Annotated in this window: 16 protein-coding genes; 11 read left to right on the top strand and 5 right to left on the bottom strand. The window is 61.5% G+C overall.

Annotated features, from left to right (window positions below; translation table 11 throughout):
• The first annotated feature begins 662 nt into the window (after positions 1 to 662).
• The 8 genes from ACVOLS_RS15875 (at position 663) to ACVOLS_RS15840 (ending at position 12,616) form a co-directional block, all read left to right on the top strand.
• Positions 663 to 2,078 (top strand): hypothetical protein, encoded by a 1,416-nt coding sequence (locus ACVOLS_RS15875; RefSeq protein ID WP_481546415.1) that lies wholly within the window; start codon positions 663 to 665, stop codon positions 2,076 to 2,078.
• Positions 2,075 to 4,003: a hypothetical protein gene (locus ACVOLS_RS15870; protein WP_481546414.1), complete on the top strand. Its 1,929-nt coding sequence runs from the start codon at positions 2,075 to 2,077 to the stop codon at positions 4,001 to 4,003. The genes ACVOLS_RS15875 and ACVOLS_RS15870 overlap by 4 nt, the downstream gene beginning before the upstream one ends.
• On the top strand, positions 3,993 to 6,662 hold the full coding sequence (locus ACVOLS_RS15865; protein ID WP_481546413.1) for a DEAD/DEAH box helicase family protein: 2,670 nt from the start codon (positions 3,993 to 3,995) through the stop codon (positions 6,660 to 6,662). The genes ACVOLS_RS15870 and ACVOLS_RS15865 overlap by 11 nt, the downstream gene beginning before the upstream one ends.
• 42 nt (positions 6,663 to 6,704) lie before the next feature.
• Complete coding sequence (locus tag ACVOLS_RS15860) at positions 6,705 to 6,989, top strand: hypothetical protein (RefSeq protein ID WP_481546412.1); 285 nt, start codon at positions 6,705 to 6,707, stop codon at positions 6,987 to 6,989.
• 52 nt (positions 6,990 to 7,041) lie between these two features.
• Positions 7,042 to 7,836, top strand: a complete 795-nt coding sequence (locus tag ACVOLS_RS15855; protein WP_481546411.1) for a DUF4198 domain-containing protein — start codon at positions 7,042 to 7,044, stop codon at positions 7,834 to 7,836.
• A gap of 26 nt (positions 7,837 to 7,862) precedes the next feature.
• Positions 7,863 to 8,711, top strand: coding sequence for an EF-hand domain-containing protein (locus tag ACVOLS_RS15850; protein WP_481546410.1), 849 nt, complete (start codon positions 7,863 to 7,865; stop codon positions 8,709 to 8,711).
• A gap of 156 nt (positions 8,712 to 8,867) precedes the next feature.
• The gene (locus ACVOLS_RS15845) at positions 8,868 to 11,168 is read left to right on the top strand and encodes a TonB-dependent hemoglobin/transferrin/lactoferrin family receptor (RefSeq protein WP_481546409.1); all 2,301 of its coding nucleotides are present in this window, start codon (positions 8,868 to 8,870) and stop codon (positions 11,166 to 11,168) included.
• 182 nt (positions 11,169 to 11,350) lie between these two features.
• The gene (locus ACVOLS_RS15840; RefSeq protein ID WP_481546408.1) at positions 11,351 to 12,616 is read left to right on the top strand and encodes a serine hydrolase domain-containing protein; all 1,266 of its coding nucleotides are present in this window, start codon (positions 11,351 to 11,353) and stop codon (positions 12,614 to 12,616) included.
• A 135-nt stretch (positions 12,617 to 12,751) separates the two neighbouring features.
• Here the strand turns inward: ACVOLS_RS15840 and ACVOLS_RS15835 are convergent, their stop codons facing one another.
• Together ACVOLS_RS15835 and ACVOLS_RS15830 are read right to left on the bottom strand one after the other, a co-directional pair.
• A complete protein-coding gene (locus ACVOLS_RS15835) occupies positions 12,752 to 13,393 on the bottom strand; it encodes a CDGSH iron-sulfur domain-containing protein (RefSeq protein ID WP_481546407.1) in 642 nt (213 codons plus the stop codon).
• A 182-nt stretch (positions 13,394 to 13,575) separates the two neighbouring features.
• Positions 13,576 to 14,418 carry a class I SAM-dependent methyltransferase gene (locus ACVOLS_RS15830; protein ID WP_481546406.1) on the bottom strand — a complete coding sequence of 281 codons (843 nt, stop codon included), beginning with the start codon at positions 14,416 to 14,418 and terminating at the stop codon, positions 13,576 to 13,578.
• Between the two features lie 291 nt (positions 14,419 to 14,709).
• On the opposite strand from ACVOLS_RS15830, the gene ACVOLS_RS15825 reads away from it, so the two are divergent.
• Positions 14,710 to 16,203 carry a SulP family inorganic anion transporter gene (locus tag ACVOLS_RS15825; RefSeq protein ID WP_481546405.1) on the top strand — a complete coding sequence of 498 codons (1,494 nt, stop codon included), beginning with the start codon at positions 14,710 to 14,712 and terminating at the stop codon, positions 16,201 to 16,203.
• A gap of 264 nt (positions 16,204 to 16,467) precedes the next feature.
• Here the strand turns inward: ACVOLS_RS15825 and ACVOLS_RS15820 are convergent, their stop codons facing one another.
• Positions 16,468 to 18,216, bottom strand: a complete 1,749-nt coding sequence (locus tag ACVOLS_RS15820) for an acyl-CoA dehydrogenase family protein (protein WP_481546404.1) — start codon at positions 18,214 to 18,216, stop codon at positions 16,468 to 16,470.
• A gap of 184 nt (positions 18,217 to 18,400) precedes the next feature.
• Here ACVOLS_RS15820 and ACVOLS_RS15815 point away from each other — a divergent pair, with 184 nt between their 5' ends.
• Together ACVOLS_RS15815 and ACVOLS_RS15810 are read left to right on the top strand one after the other, a co-directional pair.
• Complete coding sequence (locus ACVOLS_RS15815; RefSeq protein ID WP_481546403.1) at positions 18,401 to 19,369, top strand: hypothetical protein; 969 nt, start codon at positions 18,401 to 18,403, stop codon at positions 19,367 to 19,369.
• Between the two features lie 188 nt (positions 19,370 to 19,557).
• Entirely contained in the window at positions 19,558 to 20,628 is a 1,071-nt protein-coding gene (locus ACVOLS_RS15810; protein WP_481546402.1) for a chitinase, read from the top strand.
• A 71-nt stretch (positions 20,629 to 20,699) separates the two neighbouring features.
• On the opposite strand, the gene ACVOLS_RS15805 is transcribed toward ACVOLS_RS15810, so the two are convergent.
• Both ACVOLS_RS15805 and ACVOLS_RS15800 read right to left on the bottom strand, forming a co-directional pair.
• Positions 20,700 to 20,945, bottom strand: a complete 246-nt coding sequence (locus tag ACVOLS_RS15805; RefSeq protein WP_481546401.1) for a hypothetical protein — start codon at positions 20,943 to 20,945, stop codon at positions 20,700 to 20,702.
• Positions 20,942 to 21,250 (bottom strand): ASCH domain-containing protein, encoded by a 309-nt coding sequence (locus tag ACVOLS_RS15800; protein ID WP_481546400.1) that lies wholly within the window; start codon positions 21,248 to 21,250, stop codon positions 20,942 to 20,944. Before ACVOLS_RS15800 ends, ACVOLS_RS15805 begins: the two co-directional genes overlap by 4 nt.
• Positions 21,251 to 21,318: the final 68 nt, after the last annotated feature.

The raw sequence follows: 21,318 nt of genomic DNA, 5'->3' as shown, positions 1-21,318 counted from the left end.
AATTTGTAGGCTTGCCGGGTCTTGCTGGTGATCTTGCCTGCAGACATGACTGTCTCCCAATGCTACCCCCAACAGAGGCTAGCTCTGTCTAGGAAATCCTGGGAACTCCACTTTACCGGACTGAATTGGCCAAACTATGGTGGATCGCGCAGCAGATAAGGCACCGCGATGCGGTGCCTTTGTCGTGTAGTACCTACTTGGCGCCTATATTCGGCGCGCTGGAAGACGGGCCAGCATTCGTCCTGCATCCGTGCAAGCTCCCGGGATGGGCTCAAGCAAACACCGCGTGTGGCCTCCTGTTGGAGGCGGTTTGGACGCGAGCTGTCCGCTGGAGGCGGCAATAGCCTGGCTACCTTCGAACGATCAAAGTGCTTTGGCATGGAACGACGTTGTGGCGAGGTCAGAATTGGTTCTGACGACTGTAAGAGAGTTCGGCTCTATATCGGGCCCCAAAGGGTTGGAGGCACCCTTCTCCTTTACTTCCTGCTCCCCACGGATCAAGAGGTGACGGCGCTCGTTGAGGAGTAAAGCAGTCTCCGTGATCGCCGCGACTCGGCCATAATTGAACAGAGGACAAAGGGACTTTGCAATGCGGCTTTCGAGTGCATGGCGGGGGGCTGTCGAGTGAGCTTGAGTACTTCGCATGTTTGGGGGAAGCGTTCATGAAATCGCCGGGATCGCTGGAAACTTATCTCACTGAGTTCGACGAACAGATCAGTAGCGAATTGAACCTGGACCCGCTGGGCCTTCAGGTGATCTGGTCCGCTTATGGGCAGAACATCTTCCGTAATCGTCTCAGCTCAACGTCCAATGACGTCCGCAATTACACGCTCAATCTGTTCAATCACGCTGTTGTCAAGAGCCTCATTGAGAATGATCGCGTGCAACTAGGGAAGCGATGGCTCAAGGACAAGGCTTATGCCGGTCGCGGGAAAGACTCAACTGCCTTCAGGCAAGCGTGCCTGATCTATCTGGAGAACGTTTTCGTATACGCCATGGTTGAGGCGCAAGCGCGCCCGGGTGTGGAAACGACGGGGGTGCTGGGTATTTCCAAGGCACGGGGGTTTTGGGGGAGTGCGGCGAAGGGTAACCCGCGATTGATATTCAGCCACGAGCCCAAGGCCCATGTGCTGACGAGGCAGAACTCACTCGGTGTCAGCGGCCGTTACAAGACGCCACTGGTTGAGATGGAGTTCTTCAACAGTAGCTACGACTATGCGCTGCCAGAGGCCCTGCCACAGTGGGAGACGGCGCAGAGGCAGTTATTCTCGGTAACCGGACCTTTGGGGCGGCTGAAAGAGCTGGCGTGCGCGCATCTGTCCGAGGTGCTTGCCGACGGCCATCAAGAGGCCGGGCATACGCTTGCGGATGTACCCGTGGAGATCAGGAAAGCCTTTGTGGACGCCTTTCGTTCCCCGGCGGCAGTTGGCGCGTATGCGCGAGACTTCTGGCTCGGAGTCACCCATCTGGATCAAGGTGCCCCGGGGGCCTTGTATCAGGTGCTGGAACAGGAGTGGAAGTCGCGCGATCAGGAAGGGGGGCGGCCGGCCAGTGAGGTGTTTGCCATATCGATAAAACAGCACTCCCTGCAGAAAGCCGACTGGGAAAAGCTCGAGCATGTGCGGTTGCTGGAGCCATTTCTGGCTGAGTTGTCTTTGCTATTGGAGGCAATGCTCTCGGATAAGTCGCAGCTTCTTGACCAAGCGCGAGACAAGTGGACGGAACTGGGGCGAGATGGAAGCACTCTGCCGGACCTGGCGGCTAAGATCGCGAACGACACGGTGATGCAGGGCCAGGTATCCGGCACTGCTGCCGAGCGGTTGCATGAACTCCTGGAGTTGGCACGCGTTACCGACGTGCGGCAGCAGATGGTGCAACTACTCAAGTACCACGACAAAGTGATGGAAGCCCGTCGTCAATCGTCCTGGTTGCGCCTGATCGATGGGCGTCAGCTCAAGGTCGACGTACGTACTCGCCGGCTGCCAGCCCGGGGGGAGAGACCTTTGGGCGCTTGGGTTCACCACTACTATGTGCCGCAGTTTCGTCACCTCCTGTCAGGCCTGCGGGGTCTGGCATGAAGCTTCTGGATGCGTTTCGTCAACAGGTGCGCGAACTGGGGCCCCTGAAGAAGGCTTGGTTCACCACCTTCAACCTTGGCATTCCATTCTTCGAGATCCACATACTGCCTGCTTTGCTTGAAGCAGATGCGCCGACCAGTCGGAGGGACTTCGAGGACATGCAGCAGCAACTGTCCGAGCGTGGCATCGACCTGCGCGTGTTCTGCGACCTGCGCATGATGGAGGCAGACCAACTCAAGCGCACGGCTGTTGCGGTGCATGGCGTGTTGCCCCGGCGGCTGGAGGCCGGGAAGTTCGGAAGGGAGTCACTCTTCCATCCCAAGGTGATCTTTCTGGAAGGCGCCAATGGCCGGATGGTACTGGGAGCCGGTAGCGCCAACCTCAGCGTCAGTGGATGGGGACGAAACCAGGAGGCATTTACATTTCGTACGGTCAGCAATAACGAGCAATACCAACAGGTAAAGCGATTCTTCCAACCACTGCTGGTGGCAGCGAAGCTGGATGGGGCGACGTTGCTGGGCGTGCGACGGCGCTTCGAGAACCGTGATCCGAACTGGCGCTTTGTACACAGTTTCGAGCGAGAGACCTTCCTTGAAGTTCTGCTGGATGACGACCATGCCGAGCGGCTATCCGTGTGGTCGCCGTATTTCGCAATTGATCTGGCTGGGCTACTGGAGAAGATAAGAGGAGTCGCAGGCCGCGATCTTAAGTTCTCCGTCGTGCCTGATCGCGTCGGCAACCGGCATGTGCGTACCAAGTGGACGGAAGCGCTTGGAAAGATGCTCAGCGAAGATGCACTTAGCTTCCACGACCGACCATCATCGCGTGCGGAAGAGATCGAGATGAGCCACGCGAAGATCTGGTTGGCCAAGGGCCGAACGGCGCGTCTTGCCATCGGCTCGTGGAACTGCACGGAACCCGGTAGCGCGAGCTTTGATCTGCGCAATGTGGAAGCAGGAATTCTATTGGATGTTTCCCTCGATGCCAGCATTGTAGGTCCGTCCCTCGATCTGGTAGCTGCGGACTTTGGCTCTGATGAAATGCTGGAGGATGAGGCGCTGATTGCACCCTCCTATCCCCTGCCATTCGAATTGATGGTGCGCTTCGACTGGGAGAGCGGGAAGTACGACCTGCAGGGCTGCTGGCTCGATGAAGGGAAGGAGGTCACGGGCTACGACTTGCGTTTGCCGGGTGTGCAGAAACGCATTCCGCTGCAGTGGCGGCCACGGAGGCGTCAGGGTGTTCGGGAGCTCGAAACTATCGAACTGGAGCTGGCCGATAACGAGGCACTGCTGGCAGATCACAGCTATGAAGTCTGGCGCGCAGGCAACCTGGAGTTCCGCGGCTTGGTGCAGGAAACAGGGCAAGACCATCGACGGGCCCAAGCGTACGATTCCTTGAATGACCTATTGAATGACCTGGTCAACGGCAACGATCCAGGAACCAGTGGGATGTCAAGGCTGCGCACCGTTCTGAGGCATGATGATGTCCCCGACGACGTTCCTGCATCGCTGACGTTCGCTGCCGAGGCAGGCCGATTGAGCTACTTCAGGGTATTCCACGCCTTCGAGCAGTTCCGCCAACGACTGCGTGACGTTGCCCGGAGGGATGAGCTGGACAAGATGCTGTTCGTGTTGCCGGGCAGCCTGCAGGAGCTTGTCGGCAAGGTGAACGCGCAGGTCGCGACGTCAAGCGGCAGTGCTGTCTTCAACTGGTTCCTCCTGCAGGAGGTGGATACGCTGCACGCGCTGGCTCTTGAGGCTCATGGGCGTACCCGAAGGAAATATGAGCGGTGCGTGCCACCCTCGGGGAGCAAATGGGAGAGCCTGAAGCCGAACAAGCGGGCTGCGCGTCTACCGGCGGAGATCCGCAGCAATGCCGTGTACATGCGGCGGCTCCGGGAGGCCTGTGGCTATGAGCGCTGAGGACTGGGCGGCGGTGACGCCGGAAAGCATGGCTGGTTGGATCGCCTTTGATCGCGAGAGGCCGAACTGGACCTACCATGAGAGCGACGGATCAATGCCTGCGCGTCAGGCTGAGGGCGTGGCCGGTTTGTGGAACAAATTGGGAAAACACGGTGCAGCGTTGTTGGCTGATGAAGTGGGCACGGGAAAGACACTGCAGGCATTGGGTGTAATGGCGGTGCTGTGGAAGGCAGCGCCCAATGCCAATGTGCTGGTGATGGCACCGAATCGCGATATCTGCCGACATTGGCAGCGGGAGTACGTCAAGTTCGTTCGAATGCACTACCGTGAAACCGACAACGTGGTGCGCGCTCCAGGCGGCGAGGCGGTGCACATGGCGAAACTGGTCTGGTCTTTGGACGAGTTGGCTGACGCCGTTGAGCAGAAGGCGCATAACCTGTTCATTACGACCATTCACTCGCTGAGCGGACTGGTACGTGACAATCATGATGAGGGCTTCGATAAGCTGAAGGGCGCCGCGACGGCGGCTGCAGCCATTCACGAACGGCTGAAGGCGGCATTGGGCGGGAAGGGCTTCGACCTGCTGATAGTCGATGAGGCGCACTACTTCCGCAATCGCGATGGAAAATCCCAACGGGCCAACGCCGCGCGCAGCTTCTTTGGGCCCCCGGATGACCGGTTGGGCAAGCGTGCTCTGATGATGACGGCTACGCCAAGCCATAAATCCATGGATGACATCACCGCGATCCTCGGCTACATAGCCAATGTTGACGGCGAGACGCCAGATGGCCTGCTGCGGAAGTATGCACTGCGCCGCATGCGTCGCATGAAGGGACGCGGTGGTACTTACGACAAGTATAGCTACCGTCATGAGGTGGCCGTGCCTGCAGATCTTGGAAGTGACCCGCAAGCCGAGCTGTTCTTCGCGCTCTACCAGAAGATGTTGGTTCTGGAACAGCTTAAGGAAGGGCGACGCTTCCTCTATGGCTACCTTGAAGGCTTCGAGTCCTTCCAAGTGCAGGCGCCGGGAGATGAGCGGGACACGGAAGAGGATACGGCCAAGCGGGACTTCCAGGGAGCCCCGGACACGGAGATCCTGACGAGGCTGGCACGTATGCACGACAGTCTCGGTGGCTTGCCTTCGCATCCCAAGTACGATGCGCTGCTGAACGCCTGTGTACCGGTCGACATCTTCGATGCAGGAATTGACGTTCACGAGCATAAACACTTGGTGTTCGTGCGTCGGATTCCGTCAGTACGCGAGATCGCCAAGCGCATCAACATGGCCTATGACCGGCAGATGGGGCGAAGGATCGTGCAGGCCCTTGCGCCTGATGACACAGGGGAGTTGCTGGATCGATGGAAGGCCAGCCTCTGGTCGCGGGAGGCATTCAATCGCCTGTTCAAGCAGGAAGGTCAGGACGATGCAAGTGCGCTGCAAGATGGCGAGGAACAGGCTGAGGATGAGCATTCCGATGCGGACGCAGACGTCCACTCACATGTATCCAATCTCTTCGTCGTGAAGAAGGCGGGGGCCGATCGCAGTACCGATTGCTCGAACTTCAGCTTGCGTCTGCGCAAGCCGGATAGCCTTCTCTCACTGCTGCTTGAACCGGCCCGCGATTACCGCATGGAGGGCTACGACTTCTATCATCGCAGACACTCCGGTGAAAGACTGCGTGACGAGTACGCAACCGCGGCGCATCAGGCACGCTGCGGCGAAACCCACCATATCGGCGCGAAGCTTGCCTTTGCCAAGTCGATGCCGACGTTGTGGGGGAGGATGTACTGCAAGCTGAATGAAGCTGACAAGAAGACGATCGAGCAGTTGGCAGGTGACGCTTCGCTTGCAGAGAGCTTCGGTCGCTATCTCAAGCATGGCTTTCTCTTCGCCAGTCCGGTGATCGTGGAGCTGTACTGCAACCACGTGGAGTTTCGCAGGCGCGGAGAAGCCGGCGACGCGCAGCGGCGCTATCTGGATTTCCTGGAATTCCTTGACGACAGGTTGAATGAGTCGTTGGCCTTGGCCTACTTCCGTGCAGCATTGGCGACGTTCGTGGCGTTGTGTGAGAACGTTTCCGAAGAGGATCGTCACAGTTGGAACAAGCTGACAGGGCTGAGCAGCCCCGCGTTCTACGCCAGCGGAGCAGTTCACGACCGGCAACGACTGATACTGGGTTTCAATACGCCCTTCTATCCCAACGTGCTGGCCGCGACGTCGGTGCTGCAGGAAGGGGTGAACCTGCATATGCAGTGCCGGAAGGTGCATCACTACGGAATCGCCTGGACGCCAGGTGACAATGAACAACGGGTAGGGCGTGTTGATCGGCTTTTCGGATTGGTTAACAGGCAGCTTGAGCGTGATGGGAGATCCGAACTTCTGATTCAGTATCCGTACCTGGCGCGCTCATTTGATGAGGAGCAATTGGCCGCATTTATTCGGGACAAACACCGCATTGAGATGAGCGTGGATGCGTGCCAGCAGCCGGAAATCGGGTCGGAGATTGATCTTCGCAATGTCACCGAGGGCTGGACGGGCTATCTGCGCAAGCCCGTAGACAATGCATCGAGAACTGTAGCGATTGACCCTTTCCCTTACGATCCGGAGGAAGCGTTGGTGCATGGATTTCAGCACCCGCCAATCGATGGCGCGCCTTGAGGCAGAGGGCGGTCCCGGATTCCACGAGGACGGAATGCTGTAATGGCCCAACGCTTTCTGCTCAGGTCACGCGGTTTATTTGACGGCATAGGCCGCGTCTGGGGTCATCATCTTCAGCGCCTGATGAGGGCGCTGTTGGTTGTAGAAGGCGATCCAGTCAGCGATCACCCGCAATACATGGGTCTGGCTCTCAACGCGATGCCGATGCGCGACCAACGCGAGCCCGTCGTTGCCGTTGTTCCGGCTCCGGCGCTCGGCCAGGTACCAGGCGCGAGGTCATTCGCTGCTGTTTGCGAACAAATGGTATTGCGAATCATTCGCAATTGACTTAACGTATCGGCCGCCGGCATCGCGCCGGTCACCTCCATGAGACCCTCCGATGAACTTCCGTCCTTTGGCCTGCCTGCTGCTGGCTGCTGCGGTATTGCCTGCCCAGGCGCATACGCCGTACTTCGCACCGGCCACCTTCAAGGTGCAGCTGACCAGCACGGTTACTCTGGATGCGAGCTTCGCCGAGCATTTCTTCGTGCCCGAAGTGGTGTTCGACAACAGCGAGTTCGTCGTCACCGATCCTGACGGTGTGCAGCATGCGCCCGACGTGGTGCAGCGACTGAAGACCCGCGCCGTGGTCGAACAGACCCTGCCGGGCAAGAAGGGCACCTACCGCTTCTCTACCGGCAACCGCCTTGGCGCCGTGTTCCGCACCTGGGAAGTGGATGGCCGCAAGGAAAGCAGCCGTGATCCGGCCAAGCTACTGCCGGCCGGTGCCACCGTGCTCTCGCATTACCAGAGCCTGTCGCGCTCGGAGGTCTACCTGACCGCCGGTGCGCCGACCCGGCAAGCCTTGGCGCCGTATGGCAAGGGACTGGAGCTGGTGCCGGTGACCCATCCATCGGACCTGTATGTCGGTGAGCAGTTCGTCTTCGAGGTGCATTACGACGGCAAGCCGTTGCCGGCACAGAAGGTGGAAATCCACGCCGCACGCGGCGATGACGAGATCCAGTCGGCTCCAGTCGAGCTGACCACCGACGCTGCCGGCAAGGCCTCGTTCGCCTTGCAGCAAGCGGGCACCTATCTGGCCCTGATCCGCTACCGCGGCCCGGCACCGGCCGGGGCCGCTGCGCCGGAATACGGCAACAACTACACGCTCAGCTTCCGCGTGCTCGAACCCTAAGCCGCTTTCCAACAGGGATATCCCCGATGAAAACCTCCTTTGCTGTCGCCACGATGCTGGCTGCGGTGCTGGCCCCGCTTGCCTCGGCGCAGGCCGCCGCGCCGCCCGTGGTATCGCCGACGGTTACCGCTTTCCTGGCCCAATTCGATCCGGACAAGACCGGCGCAGTGAGCTGGAATGCGTTCGAGCAGTTCCGTCGGCAGCGCTATGACGCTACCGATGCGAACAATGACGGGCACGTCGATCGCCAGGAATACGTGGACGAATACCTGCAGCGCTTCGATGTGCGGCTGGCCGACGCACGTGCCGGCCACCTGCGCCAGACCGATACCCGATTCAAGGCGCTGGACCGCGACAAGAGCGGCAGCATCAGCCGCGCCGAGTTCGATGCCGCCGGTGAGCGCACCTGGGCTGGCTACGAGAAGAGTCAGGACGCGACCCAGGAAACCGCTGCCAGTGACAACCGCGATCCGCTGAAGATTCCAACCTCGCACACCGCCAACGGCATGCTGGAGCTGTACGACCGCAATGGCGATGGACTGGTGGAGCGCGCAGAGTTCGACGCTGCACGTAACGCGACCTTCGCCGCTGCCGATACCAACGGCGATGGCGTGCTGGACCTGGCCGAATACACCGCCGAGTTTGAAGGCCGGCTGGACGCGCAGCGCAGCAAGGTCCGCGCCGCGGCGAGCCGCCAGGCCGGCGTGCGTTTCGATGCGCTGGATACCGACAAGGATAGCCGCATGACCTTCGCCGAGTATCAGGTGTCCGGTAAGCGGCTGTTCGAGCGTGCTGACAGCAATGGCGACGGCATCGTCGACGCCCGCGATCCCGAGCCGGTTGCCGGTGCCCATTCGGCCAACGGCAACCGTTGAGCCTCGCGTGCCGGTCGCAGCTTGTGACCGGTCGCTCCAGTTTTTGAAATGACACGGCGCCTGCACGGCGCCGATGCCCCCCAGCCGGCATGGTCCATGTGATCGAGCAGCCAGGAACGGCGTATTCCCGCCATTACCTTTCTGTGGAGATATCTCATGAATCCAGCTGTATCACTGCTTGCGTTGGCCGTGCTGGCCAGCCTGTCCGGCACTGCCTGCGCCGAAGCGCTGGCTGACGCCTCGAACCTGGACACGGTCCGCGTCGAGGCCGAGCGGGCAAAGAAAAGCAAGTCGCGCAACCAGAACGTGACCGTGCTCAGCGCCGCCGATCTCGATGCCGAGATGGCCAACAACATGGAAGAGGCGATCCGCTACATCCCGGGCGTAAGCATCGTGGACATGGGCCGCTTCGGTGACAACGGCTTCAATATCCGTGGTCTGGAAAGCGACCGCGTGGCCATCACCGTCGATGGCCTGAGTCTGGCCGAATCGGTGGAGACAGCGCGCTCCTACGAGTTTTTCCGCAGCGGCCGCGGCGATGTGGACATCGATACGCTGAAGAGCCTGCAGGTGGTCAAGGGCGCCGATTCGATCACCTCCGGCAGCGGTGCGCTTGGCGGCGCGGTGGTGTTCACCACCAAGGACCCGGCGGACTATCTCAAGCCTGAAGGCAACGACACCCACGTAGGGGTGAAGTTCGGCTACAGCGGCTCCAACGACGAGAGCATGGGCACGCTGAGCTTCGCCAACCGCACCGGTATCGTCGAGTCGATGCTGGTCTACACCCGCCGCGAAGGCCATGAAAGCGAAAGCTGGTACGACAGCACGGTGGATCGAATCGGTGTCGGTCGGCGCACGCCGGACCCAGTCGACAGCACGCGTGACAACCTGTTGGGCAAGGTTGATCTGCAGTTGTCGGATGCGCACACGCTGGGCTTCATGTACGAGCGCGGCCGCGCCCACAACGAGGTCGACAATCTTTCCCGCGTGTACGCGCCGGGTTACCTGGAGCGCAAGGGCGACGATCGCAATGACCGCGACCGTTATGGCGTGACCTGGCAGTGGCGTGCAGGCAATGCCGTGTTCGACACCATGGATGCGCAGCTGGACCGCCAGATCACCGACAGTCGCGGCGTTACCCGCATTCTGGCCGGCAGCGGTTGCCCGGGTGGCGGTGCTCCCTGCAAGCGCAGCGAAGACCGCGCCACCGAGCAGACCCTGGACCGCGCAGCGCTGGATTTCAGCAAGGTGGTGGAAGGCCCGGTGCGGCATGACATCGGCTACGGCCTGGCCTGGCAGCAGCGCTACATCGATTACACCGCAGTGGACACCCGTTGGAATGCGGCTGGCGACATTGCCAGCGTGGAGCATGATCCGCGCCAGGTGCCCAAGACCGATGCCCGCTCCTGGAACCTGTACGTGCGCGACAGCCTGAGCCTGTTCGACGAGCGCCTGCAGCTCAGCGGTGGCCTGCGCTATGACCGCTACGATTACTCGCCGCAGGTAGACAGCACTTTTGTCGACAAGACCGGCAGCGTGCGTGACCTTCGCTTCCAGGCGCCGAGCTGGCAGGTGGGGGCGGAGTTCCGCTTCCTGCCCGACCATGCACTGTGGGCGCAGCTGGGCCGTGGCTTCCGTGCACCGAGCGTGGCAGATCTGTACTCGCCGACCAGCGCCAGCGCCGCGTTCGATGCAGTGAGCGGTGCACCGATCCAGCTCAACACTTCCATGTCCAATCCGGACTTGGACGCGGAGAAGAGCCTGAACATCGAACTGGGTTACCGCTGGACCACCGATCGCGCGCAGTTGGGGTTCTCGGTATTCCGCGACCAGTACGACAACTTCATCGAGACGGTGACCACGGCGGTGCCGTATGCCAATGGTTATCGCACAACGGCAACCGGCCCCGTGCAGTACACCTATAACAGCACGATGCCGGTCAATGCAGGCAAGGTGACGGTGAAGGGCGCCGAGCTTGAAGGGCGCTGGCAGATCGCCGATGCGTGGTCGTCGCGGATGGCGGCGGCGTACAGCAAGGGCGAGAAGCACAATGGTGATCCGCTGGAGAGCATCGTGCCCGCCAGCGCGGTACTCGGTGTGCGCTATGCACCTTCGCCGTTGTGGAACGTCAGCGCCAACCTGACCCACGCCTGGGGCAAGCGTGCCAGCGACGCCTACACCACATCAGCCAATGGCACGCAGGTGGTGCCGGCGTGGACAGGCAAGGCCGATGGCTACACGGTGCTGGACCTGACCGGCAGCTGGAACATCACCTCGCAGTTGCGACTGACCGCAGGCATCTACAACCTGACCGATCGCGAGTACTACCTGTGGCAGCGCGTGCGGGTGATCAACAAGGGCACCAACACCCTGTACGGCTACGTCAACGATGACGGCATCGGGCGTTACAGCGAGCCGGGTCGCAACGCCCGGGTCACGGTCGCGTACTCGTTCTGAGTCATGGGGGCTGAGCCCAGCCCCTTGCCGCTGCAACAACAGCGTGGAGCGCAGGTTTCGCGCTGTTGTTCTTTTGGGGGCCGGTGCGGGTTTGCATGCGGGCGACAACGCGTGCAGATGTTTCGCCCAACGTGTCCGGAACACCGGCTAAGCTCAGCTATCCGTACCGGAGGCTGCTGGCAATGCCGATTCGCACAGATTCAGGTCGTCGTCGCTTCATCACCCACTCCGCAAGCCTCGGCATGCTCGCCGCGTTGCCTTCGGCGCAAGCGCTGGCTGTCCCATGCAAGGGTGCCGCCAGCGGCAGCTGGATTCCGGACGACATATTCCTCGCCGAGTTGCCGCGGATCATGCAGGCCTTCGCGGTTCCCGGTGTTGGTATCGCCGTGGTTGAAGATGGTGTTGTGGCGTGGAGCAGGGGATTTGGCCTCGCCAATGCGCAGACGCAGACGCCAGTCGATGCGCGCACGGTGTTCGAGGATGCGTCGCTCAGCAAACCGATGTTTGCCTATCTGGTGATGCAGCTGGTGGAGCAGGGACGCATCGATCTTGACATTCCCTTGGTGGGCTACTGCCGCCCGGACTATCTCGGTGATCATCCGTGGCTTGCGCTGATCACCGCGCGCGATGTGCTGCGGCATACGACCGGTCTGCCCGACTGGCGCAAGTCGCCAGCAACCGAGAAGCTGGTGCCGATGGTGAAGCCTGGTACACGCATCAACTATTCCGGTGAGGCCTTCGTGTGGCTGCAACTGGTGGTTGAAGCAATCACCGGCCAGAGTCTGGATGAGTCGATGCAGATGCATCTGTTTGGTCCGGCTGGCATGAAGGACAGCAGCTATACGTGGAACGCGGATCTGGCAGCACGCTCTGTCTTTGGCCATCCCGCGCATGATCGTGTGGATGGCAGTGCACCACGACAGGTGATCCGCGAACAATGGAGCGTTGCTCAGCAGGTCGCGGATCGCTGGGGCAAACCGCTGTCCGCGTGGAGGTACGCAGATGCCGAACGCGCAATGCCGGAAGTGCTGGCGCTGGCGCCGCCGGGTTTGGTGACATGGCCGTGCGATATCCTCGCCAATGCAGCAGCGAGCCTGCGTACGACGATGCAGGATTACGCGCGCTTCCTGAGTCTGATGATGGCCGGGCGACAGCGCGCATCGTGGGAGATCAGTGAGGCTGCGCGGCAGGCGATGCTCACGCCGCAGATCAGCTTGCCTGGGCGATGGACCGAGAAAGGGCTGGGTTGGAACACGGAGCAGACCCGTGATGGCCCGGTGTTCTACCATTCCGGCAGCAACAGCGGCATCTTCAAGAATTTCGCCATTGGTGACGCGCAGCGCAGGCGAGGCATCGTGGTGCTGACCAACGGCGGCAGCGGCTCGTTCGTGCATCAGCGCGTGGTGCGTGCGGCGACGGGGTATGACCTGCTTTCCTATGATCTTTGACTCATCCTTCGTGACCTTATTGGCAACAACAGTTCTGGTGGGAGAGCGCCTGGCTGCCGGTTATGTAAACACTCCAATTCAGTGCATGACTCGAGGTTCTTGGATGACTCGCGTGGCTCAGGTTGATGCGGCTGGCTACTCGCCATCAGCTTGAAATCCAACCTTCTTGTGGCTGCCATCGCAGAAAGGTTTGTTGTTGGAGTGTCCACAGCGGCATAGCCAGGTTTCGGTGAGCCGGTCGATGGTGCGGCCGGTGCCGCTGACGACTTCGAGATTGCCAACCACGTGCAGCGGGCCGTTCCTGGTTGGATTCACCTTTAGCGGACCATCGCGTTGTGGCAGTGCTTCGGATTTCTTCTCCGCCGGTTCACCGGTAGCGATGAAGCCGCACTCGACATGGCGGTGATCGCAGAAAGGTTTGTTGTGCGATTCGCCGCAACGACACAGCGTGGCGCGCATGCCTTCGTCTTTGCCGGCGATCAGCAGGGGTGCGTTGAAGGCGAGCGGGCCGTTCTCACGGATATGCACCAGGTTCACCACCGGTGCCGGTTCGCTGTGCGTGCCGTCGTTGTATTCGTAGCGGATGGCACCGGAAGGGCAGTTGCGTGCGATTAGCTCCACTTCTTCCGGGGCGACTGCATCTGGGTGGATCCATTCACCCACCACATTCGGCACGAATACGTCCGGATGGCTGAGCACGCAGTTGCGTGAATGGATACAACGCTCGCCGTCGAAATGGATGGTGACGGTTTTGCCGCGTACGGTTTCGGTTGCCATGGGCTGCCTCCGCTTCGGAATGCGCAGTGTCGCGCAGGCGAGGTGAAGGCTGGCGTATACAGCTTGGTTTCTTTTGTAGGAGCGGCGTAAGCCGCGAAGCTGGTGCCAATGAGACAGCCATTGGACTGGGGGGCATGAAGGGGTACGAGCTTCGCGGCTTACGCCGCTCCTACAAAAGAAGGTTACTTGCGAACTGCCAGCACACCATCCAGCGCCAGCTCGGCCTTGAAGCCGGCTTTCTGCAGGCGGGTGGCGACTTCGCGGGGGACGTCGCGGCCGCTGGTGAGCTTGTTGGGGGCGCCGGTGTAATGGAACAGACGGCCGCCCTTGCGCAGCACGCGGGCGAGGTGATCGTAGAACACCTGCGAGTACAGTTCGCCGGCAATACCGAAGCGCGGTGGGTCGTGCAGGACGGCGTCCATCGAAGCATCGGCGATGCCTTCGATCTCCTTGGAGACATCACCGTGGTTCAACTGCAGGCGGCCACCTGCGTGTTCACCATCGGGATCCGGTGACCACGGATTCAGGGTGCGTAGCCACAGTACTTCCGTGCTCTTCTCGAACGAACGGATGCCCGCCACGCCTTCGTCCAGACAGCAGGCGGCGAAGTAACCCATGCCGCCGCAGGTATCGAGCACCTGTTTGCCGCGTGGCTCCACCAGCGCCACCTTGCGGCGGGCGTCGTCCAGCGGCGAAATCTGCGCGCTGACCAGCATCTTGATGCCGTCGATCTCGAAGGTGGGAATGCCCCAGTCGGTGGGCACCAGCTTGTACAGGCCGCTGCCGAAGCGCGAGGCGGCGCTGAACTCCTCGCCATCCCAGTAGTAGATGGTGCGGTCCTTGAGCTTGGCCGGCCACGGGTAGTGCTGACCGCGGTACTGCCAGCTGTCGGTGCTGAGGCTGACCGGTTCCTGGCTGCGGCCGAGGTCTAGCGAGACGCTGAACTCGCTGCTGCCTTTCTTCAGGGCGCTTTGCAGCTGCTCGAGCAGAGGGCGGGTTAGCAGGGGGCCGGTGTAGTGGGGCATGGGTGCGAAGCTGATGCGGGGGAGAGAATGCTACCGCAGGGTGGGTTTTGGGGTTTTGGTTCTGCTCGAAAGACACCCCTCCCCAGCCCTCTTGCCTGCGGCAAGGGGAGGGAGCTTCTGCCCCCTCCCTTTTGCGGAGCAAAGGGGAGGGCTGGGGAGGGGTAGCTTTGGACGTTCACTCAAGCCAGCCCAACCAGCACCCAGCAGCCCAAGCAGGCATAATTCGCGCCCCTCATCTTGATTCTGCCAGCGCTGCCGCACCTCATCGGCCAGCACTGGCGGCCAGCCCGTATGTCCTCCCTGCATTCTGAACTGGCGCAATGGCGTGCCAATCCCCTGCGTGAAATGTTGGCCGGCGCCGTGGCCACCTTCGCGCTGATCCCCGAGGTCATCGCGTTCTCGTTCGTGGCCGGGGTGGACCCGCAGGTTGGCCTGTTCGCTTCCTTCGTGCTGAGCATCGTCATCGCGGTGTTCGGTGGGCGGCCGGCGATGATCACGGCGGCTGCCGGCTCGGTGGCCTTGGTGGCGGCACCGCTGATCAGTGCGCATGGTCTGCCGTATCTGTTTGCCGCCGGTCTGTTGGCCGGCGCCATCCAGATCGTATTTGGCGTGCTGCGGCTGGGCGTATTGATGCGCTTTGTCAGCAGCTCGGTACGCACTGGCTTCGTCAATGCGCTGGCCATCCTGATCTTCGCCGCGCAGATGCCGCAGCTGCACGGCGCCACTGCCGCCACCTGGGCGATGCTGGCGCTGGGCCTGCTGGTGATCTATGGGTTGCCGCGGCTATCTTTACCGGGCGTGCGGGCGATTCCCTCCCCGCTGATCTGCATCGTGGTGCTTAGCGTGCTGGCATCGTGGCTGAAGCTGGATCTGCCCACCGTCGCCGATCTGGGCAAGCTGCCGGACGCGCTACCGCAGTGGATGGGTTTGCCGTCGTTGCCGTTTGATCTGGAGACGCTGCGCATCATTGCGATGCCTGCGTTGGCTATCGCGATGGTGGGCTTGCTCGAATCGATGATGACGGCGCGCGTGGTCGATGAGCTCACCGATACGCCAAGTTCCAAGAGTCGTGAGTGCACCGGCCTGGGTGTAGCCAATATCACCGCCAGCCTGTTCGGCGGCATCGCCGGCTGCGGCATGATCGGGCAGACCGTCGGCAACGTGAAGTACGGCGGACGTGGTCGGCTGTCGACCTTGTTTGCTGGCGTGTTCCTGCTGGTTTTGATGGTGTTGCTGAAGCCATGGGTTGGGCAGGTGCCGGTGATCGCACTGGTCGCGATCATGGTGATGGTCAGCGTGTCCACGTTTGATTGGCGCAGCCTTGGCGCCTTGGTACGGCATCCGCGCCTGTCCGGTGTGGTGATGCTGGCGACGGTGGCGGTGACGCTGGGCACGCACAATCTGGCGGCCGGTGTTGGCGTTGGTGTGCTGCTGAGCGGTGTGTTCTTCGCGCTGAAGGTAGCGCGCCTGCTGCGTGTGGAAGCGCTGGATCAGGCTGATGGCAGCCTTCGCTATGTGGTGCGCGGGCAGGTGTTCTTTGCGTCTGCTGACGCCTTCATTGATGCCTTTGATCCACGCGTTGCTGAAGGGCGTGCGGTGACGATTGATCTATCTGGTGCGCAGCTGTGGGATATCACCGCAGTGGCGGCTTTGGAGAAGGTGGTCAGCCGCTATCGCCACCATGGTGTGAAGCCGCGTGTGCTGGGGTTGGATCGACAGGCGCGGTCACTGATGCGGCGGGTGCTGCGTGAGGGTGAGCTGGCTGTAGACGACCTGCCTTTGTAGGAGCGGCGTCAGCCGCGACGCCGGTGGAACTGCCGATCACCAGGTTGATTGCAATTACAGGATCTTCTTCGGCCGGTAGTTCGGTGGTTTCGCGGTTTGCACCGCTCCCACAAGCGTTGGCCGCAGGTGATGTTGTTGTGGGAGCGGCATCAGCCGCGAAGCTGATGCACTTGCCGGTTGCCTGGGAGTTTGCAATTGCAGGAACTTTCTCGGCGGATGGTGCAGTGGCTTCGCGGCTTACGCCGCTCCTACAAACAGCGCGGGTTACATCACGTCCCAGGCGTAGCCGCCGCGCTCCAGTACCGATGCGGCCAGCGATTCGACGATGTCGTCTTCGTTGCGCTCCAATCCGCGTACGTTGCGGGCCATGCGCCGACGCGCCTGGCGGGCAAACAGGCGGGCGATCTTCACCGCGTCTTCGGCCGCTGGGTGTCCCGCCTGCAGCAGGCTCTCCACGCGCGACAGCACGCACAGGCCGACGAACAGGTCGATGGCGATATCGGCTACACGCTTCTGCGCATGCTGCTGGTCGGCGATCTTCTTGCCGTGCTTGCGCAGCAGCCGGTCCGAGGCCTTGGACAGTTCCACTGTGTACTTCTCGCACAAGCGCGCCAGCGGCCGCAGTGCATCGTTGAGCGGTGCACGAATACGGCCGGTGCCGTAGCCGGTAGCCTCGCGCACGCGGCGGCCAGCGTAGTCGCTGAGCACGCCGAAGCCCTTGATCGGGTCGTTGAAGATGCCTCCCACCGCGGTCTGCAGTTCGCTCAGGGTCGCGCCGACGCCCTTCAAACCGTTCAATGCCACGTACAGGCGCAGGATCTCGTTGGTGCCTTCGAAGATCGACAGGATGCGTGTGTCGCGGGTCATCTGCTCATAGGGCAGTTCGCGCATGAAGCCGTTGCCGGCTGCGATCTGTAGCGCCTCATAGCAGCTGCGTTGCACGGCTTCGCTGGCGAAGATCTTGCTCATCGCCGCTTCCACCGAGTAATCGCTGCGACCGCTGTCGATCAGGTGCGCCACCATCCACACCGTGCTTTCGGCGGCGAAACAGTCGGCGCTCATCTGCGCGATCTTCTCGCGCACCAGGCCGAACTCGGCAATCGGCTGGCCGAACTGCTTGCGTTCATTGGCCTGGGCGCAGGCCATGCGGATCAGCGCACGCATGCCGCCCACGGCGCCGCCACCCAGACCGGTGCGGCCGCTGTTGAGGATGTTCATCGCCACCTTGAAGCCCTTGCCGACCGGGCCCAGCACATTGGCCGCGGGAACGCGCACATCGCTGAAGGCGACGGTGGTGGTGGACGAGGCGCGGATGCCCATCTTGTCTTCGTGTGGGCCGTGCCTGACACCTTCCCAGCCGGCTTCGACGATGAAGGCGGTGACCTTGCCTTCGGGCGTGTCGGTGCGCGCGAACACGGTGTAGAAATCGGCAATACCGCCGTTGGTGATCCAGATCTTCTCGCCGCTCAGCGTCCAGCTGCCGTCATCGTTGCGCTGTGCCTTGGTGCGGATGGCGGCCGCATCGGAGCCGGCGCCGGATTCGGTCAGGCAGAACGCGGCGATCATCTCGCCGCTGGCCAGCTTGGGCAGGTAGCGCTGCTTCTGCTCGTCATTGCCGAACAGCAACAAGCCCTTCATGCCGATCGAGCTGTGCGCGCCTATGGTCAGCGACACCGAGCTGTCATGGCTGCTGGTCTGGCCCAGCACGCGCGCATAGGCACCGTTGGAGAGCTCCAGCCCGCCATATTCCTCGGGGATGATCAGGCCGAACAGGCCCATGTCGCGCAGCGCCTGGATGAACTCAGGCGGCTGCTCCGCATCGCGGTCGTACTGGCGCAGCTCGGCGGTCTTGTCGGCGAGGAACTCGTCGATGGCATCGGTCATCGCGCCCAGCATCTCGCGGTCACGCTCGCGGATCTGCGGGTAGGGGAACAGGACATCTTCGGCGATATGGCCAAAGAACAGCTGCTTGGCGATGCTTTCATCCAGGTTCTGTGCTGCAACGGTATTCACGTACGGCTCCTTGTGCTGCGAACGATGACGGCGTTTGCCCGATGATGACCCACTCTTGCCACAGGTTCACACATTCAAAGGGCACAATCGTGGAACTCGTTGTGCTCTTGTCGGTCTCTGCTGTGTGCGGATGTACCGTGACAGGGCCGGTTGTTGCTCTGCGTCGTGTTTTTGATGGAGTTGCATGCGTTCTGACCGTTCAGCCGAACCGCTATCGACCCGACTGACCGCCGGCGTCGTTGCCTTGGCACTCATGTCAGGGCTGGCGCGCCTTATGTTGCAGCTGCCAGAGCTGAACGTAGCGCGGGAAGAGGCGCGGATCCAGCTGCGCTGGTTGACACCGTCAACGGCGCCTGCCGTGGAGTCGCTCCCGCAACAAGCGACGACAGCAGCCGTGTCGGATGAGCAGGCCGCGCCGGTCGCGGCAGTGGTCGATGGGCGAGCGGTTGCGGCCAATGTGCCATCTGCGTCGGTAGCGGCTGCAGCGACCGCTGCGAGCGTACCTGCGGCAGCGCAGGTGGGGTGGTCGCAGCGACTGTATGGCAGGGACGGCAACTTGGCGGTGCCCAAGGACGGCGCTGATCCACGCCAGAAGAGTGCGACCGAACGCGTGTTCGAACACCGTGATGAACTGGCTACCGGCGTTGGCGAGCGGCCGCTGGAGAAAATGGTCTCCGGCATGTTCGAGGACAAGACCAAGCCGCCGACCCTGGGCCAGATTGGTGCGCGGGTGATTCATGGCCCGGACATTCAGCCTGCGCAGGCACGGCGTCCACCGGAGGTGGCGTTCAATCCCCGACTGCACGAGCGGCCGTCTGATCTGGGTAGCGAAGCTACCGGAGATGCCTATAAGGCGGCGCCCATCCGTTACGAAAAAGCGCCGGACATGAAGGGTGAAGCCAGCCGCCGCATTCGTGTTGCGCTGGGCGCACTGGAGCAGCGCTATCCGCGTTGCAATGGGCAGCAGCGCCGGCAGTGGCTTGCCCCGGTGATGACGCACCTGGATGCGCTGCAGCGCGCTGAGTACCGTTTCAACAATGGCGCCGATCCTGTGGAGGCCGAGCACAGCCTGCTCAGTGCGGCCGACAGCGCCTACGACATGGCCCGGCGCGCACTGTGGGATGCCGAGCGGCGCATGAAAATGTGCACTTGAGCGGTGGTCATCGCGGGCCAGTGGCGAGCCTTGCCGTCGTCATTGCCGGTGCCCATTGATCAGGCTGTGCGTCATGCGGCGGACAAACCGGGACAAACCAGGACGACTTTTCTAAGTTATTGTCTTTGAATGATTTTTTGACGGTTTTGCATGCCTAGAATCGGGGGTCTTCCCTTTCTGGTGGTGCGATGAAGTCGATCGGTCTGTTGTTCTCCGCGCTGGCGCTTGTTTCCACATTCGGCTGTCAGGCAACGCCAGTGCCGGTGCCGTCCGCAGGTGTGGGCGTTGCTCCCGGGCATAGCCATGCGCTGCCCAAGCATGCGCTTGTTGGCTATCTGCACAACTTCGACAACGGCGTGGGCTTGTTGCCGGTTGGCAAGGTGGATGAGAGCTGGGACGTGATCGTGCTGGCCTTCGCTGATGACAAAGGCGAGGGCAAGGTTGCGTTCAACCCCGATCCCGCGCTGGACCGTACGCAGCTGATCGCCGATATCGCTGCCAAGCGCGCGCAGGGAAAGATCGTGGTGCTGTCGTTCGGTGGCGAGCTGGGCACGGTGACCCTGAACACTCAGCGCGATGAGGACAATTTCGTCCGCACCACCGCCGACGCGATCAATACCTATGGCTTCGATGGCATCGATGTTGATCTGGAAAAGATTGCTGGTGTGGTGCACGGCGCACCGGTTACGCCGCACCTGATCTCGGCGGTGAAGCGCCTGCACGGCATGTACCCGAACCTGTATGTGTCGATGGCGCCGGAGCACCCGTATGTGCAGGGCGGCATGGTATCGATGGAGGGTATCTGGGGTGCGTATCTTCCGCTGATAGATGGCCTGCGCGAGGAATTGGACCTGCTGCACGTGCAGCTCTACAACAACGGCGGCCTGCCCACGCCTTATCGCGCGGAGAAGTATCCAGGTGGCAGCGTGGACATGATGGTGGGCTCCGCCAGGATGCTGATCGAAGGGTTTGATCTGGCCGGTGGCAAAGGACGCTTTGCTGGGCTGCGTGCGGACCAGGTTGCCTTGGCGCTGCCGTCGGGCCTGCGCGCTGCAGGCAATGGTTATGCGACACCGGCGGATATCAACCGCGCCTTCGATTGCCTGACCACGGCTACTCAGTGTGATGAGGTGAAGCCGAGCCAGCCGCATCCGGATTTTCGTGGGGTGATGACCTGGTCGATCAACTGGGATGTGGTCGATGGGCGTGCGTTCTCGGGTCCGGTGGGCACGCATCTGCGGGCGGCGCAGGGGCGTTGATTGCGGCGGGAGCTTTTTTGATTTTGGTTTTTTAGTTGAAGCAAAAGCAAAAGCAAAAGCAAAAGCTCCCCTCATCCGGTGCTTCGCACCACCTTCTCCCGTGAACGGGAGAAGGGAAGGCCAACGCCAACGCCAAAGTCAAAGTCAAAGTCAAAGTCAACGCCAACGCCAACGCCAACGCCAAAGTCAAAGTCAAAGTCAAAGTCAAAGCCAAAGCCAAAGCCTAAGCCAAAGCCAAAGCCAAAAGCCAAAAACCAAAGCCAAAAGCCAAAAACCAAAAGTCGGTCTATCCGCTTCTCTGATGCTTGCGCTCTCACTCCACCCAGAAATGCACCAGCGTCACCAGCTCATCACTGCGAAACCCGGGATACAAGCGCCGCATCACCGCCAGCAATCCCGCAGGCGTACGGCACCCCGGATCATGCTCATCGCGCAGATCGGCTTCATCCAGGGCATCAAAGGCCCGCAGCTCGGTCTGCAGTGAGATTGGACCAATCTGGCGGCCTTCACCCAGTTCGATACACGCCTGCGCCACCCCATGCCAGCGTGCGCCGCGCCGTACGCTGGTATTGCGTCCGGTATGGAACTGGGGGTTATCGAAGCCGAGCAGGGGCACGGTCATGGGGGATGGAAGGGGCTGGAAAGCAGGTATTCATTCTGGACGCGATTGGCGGCTTTTTCATCACCTGC

The sequence above is a fragment of the Stenotrophomonas sp. STEN038 genome (assembly GCF_056759895.1).
The sequence above is the reverse complement of the archived record's forward strand: the minus strand, read 5'-3'. Positions and strand labels throughout refer to the sequence as shown.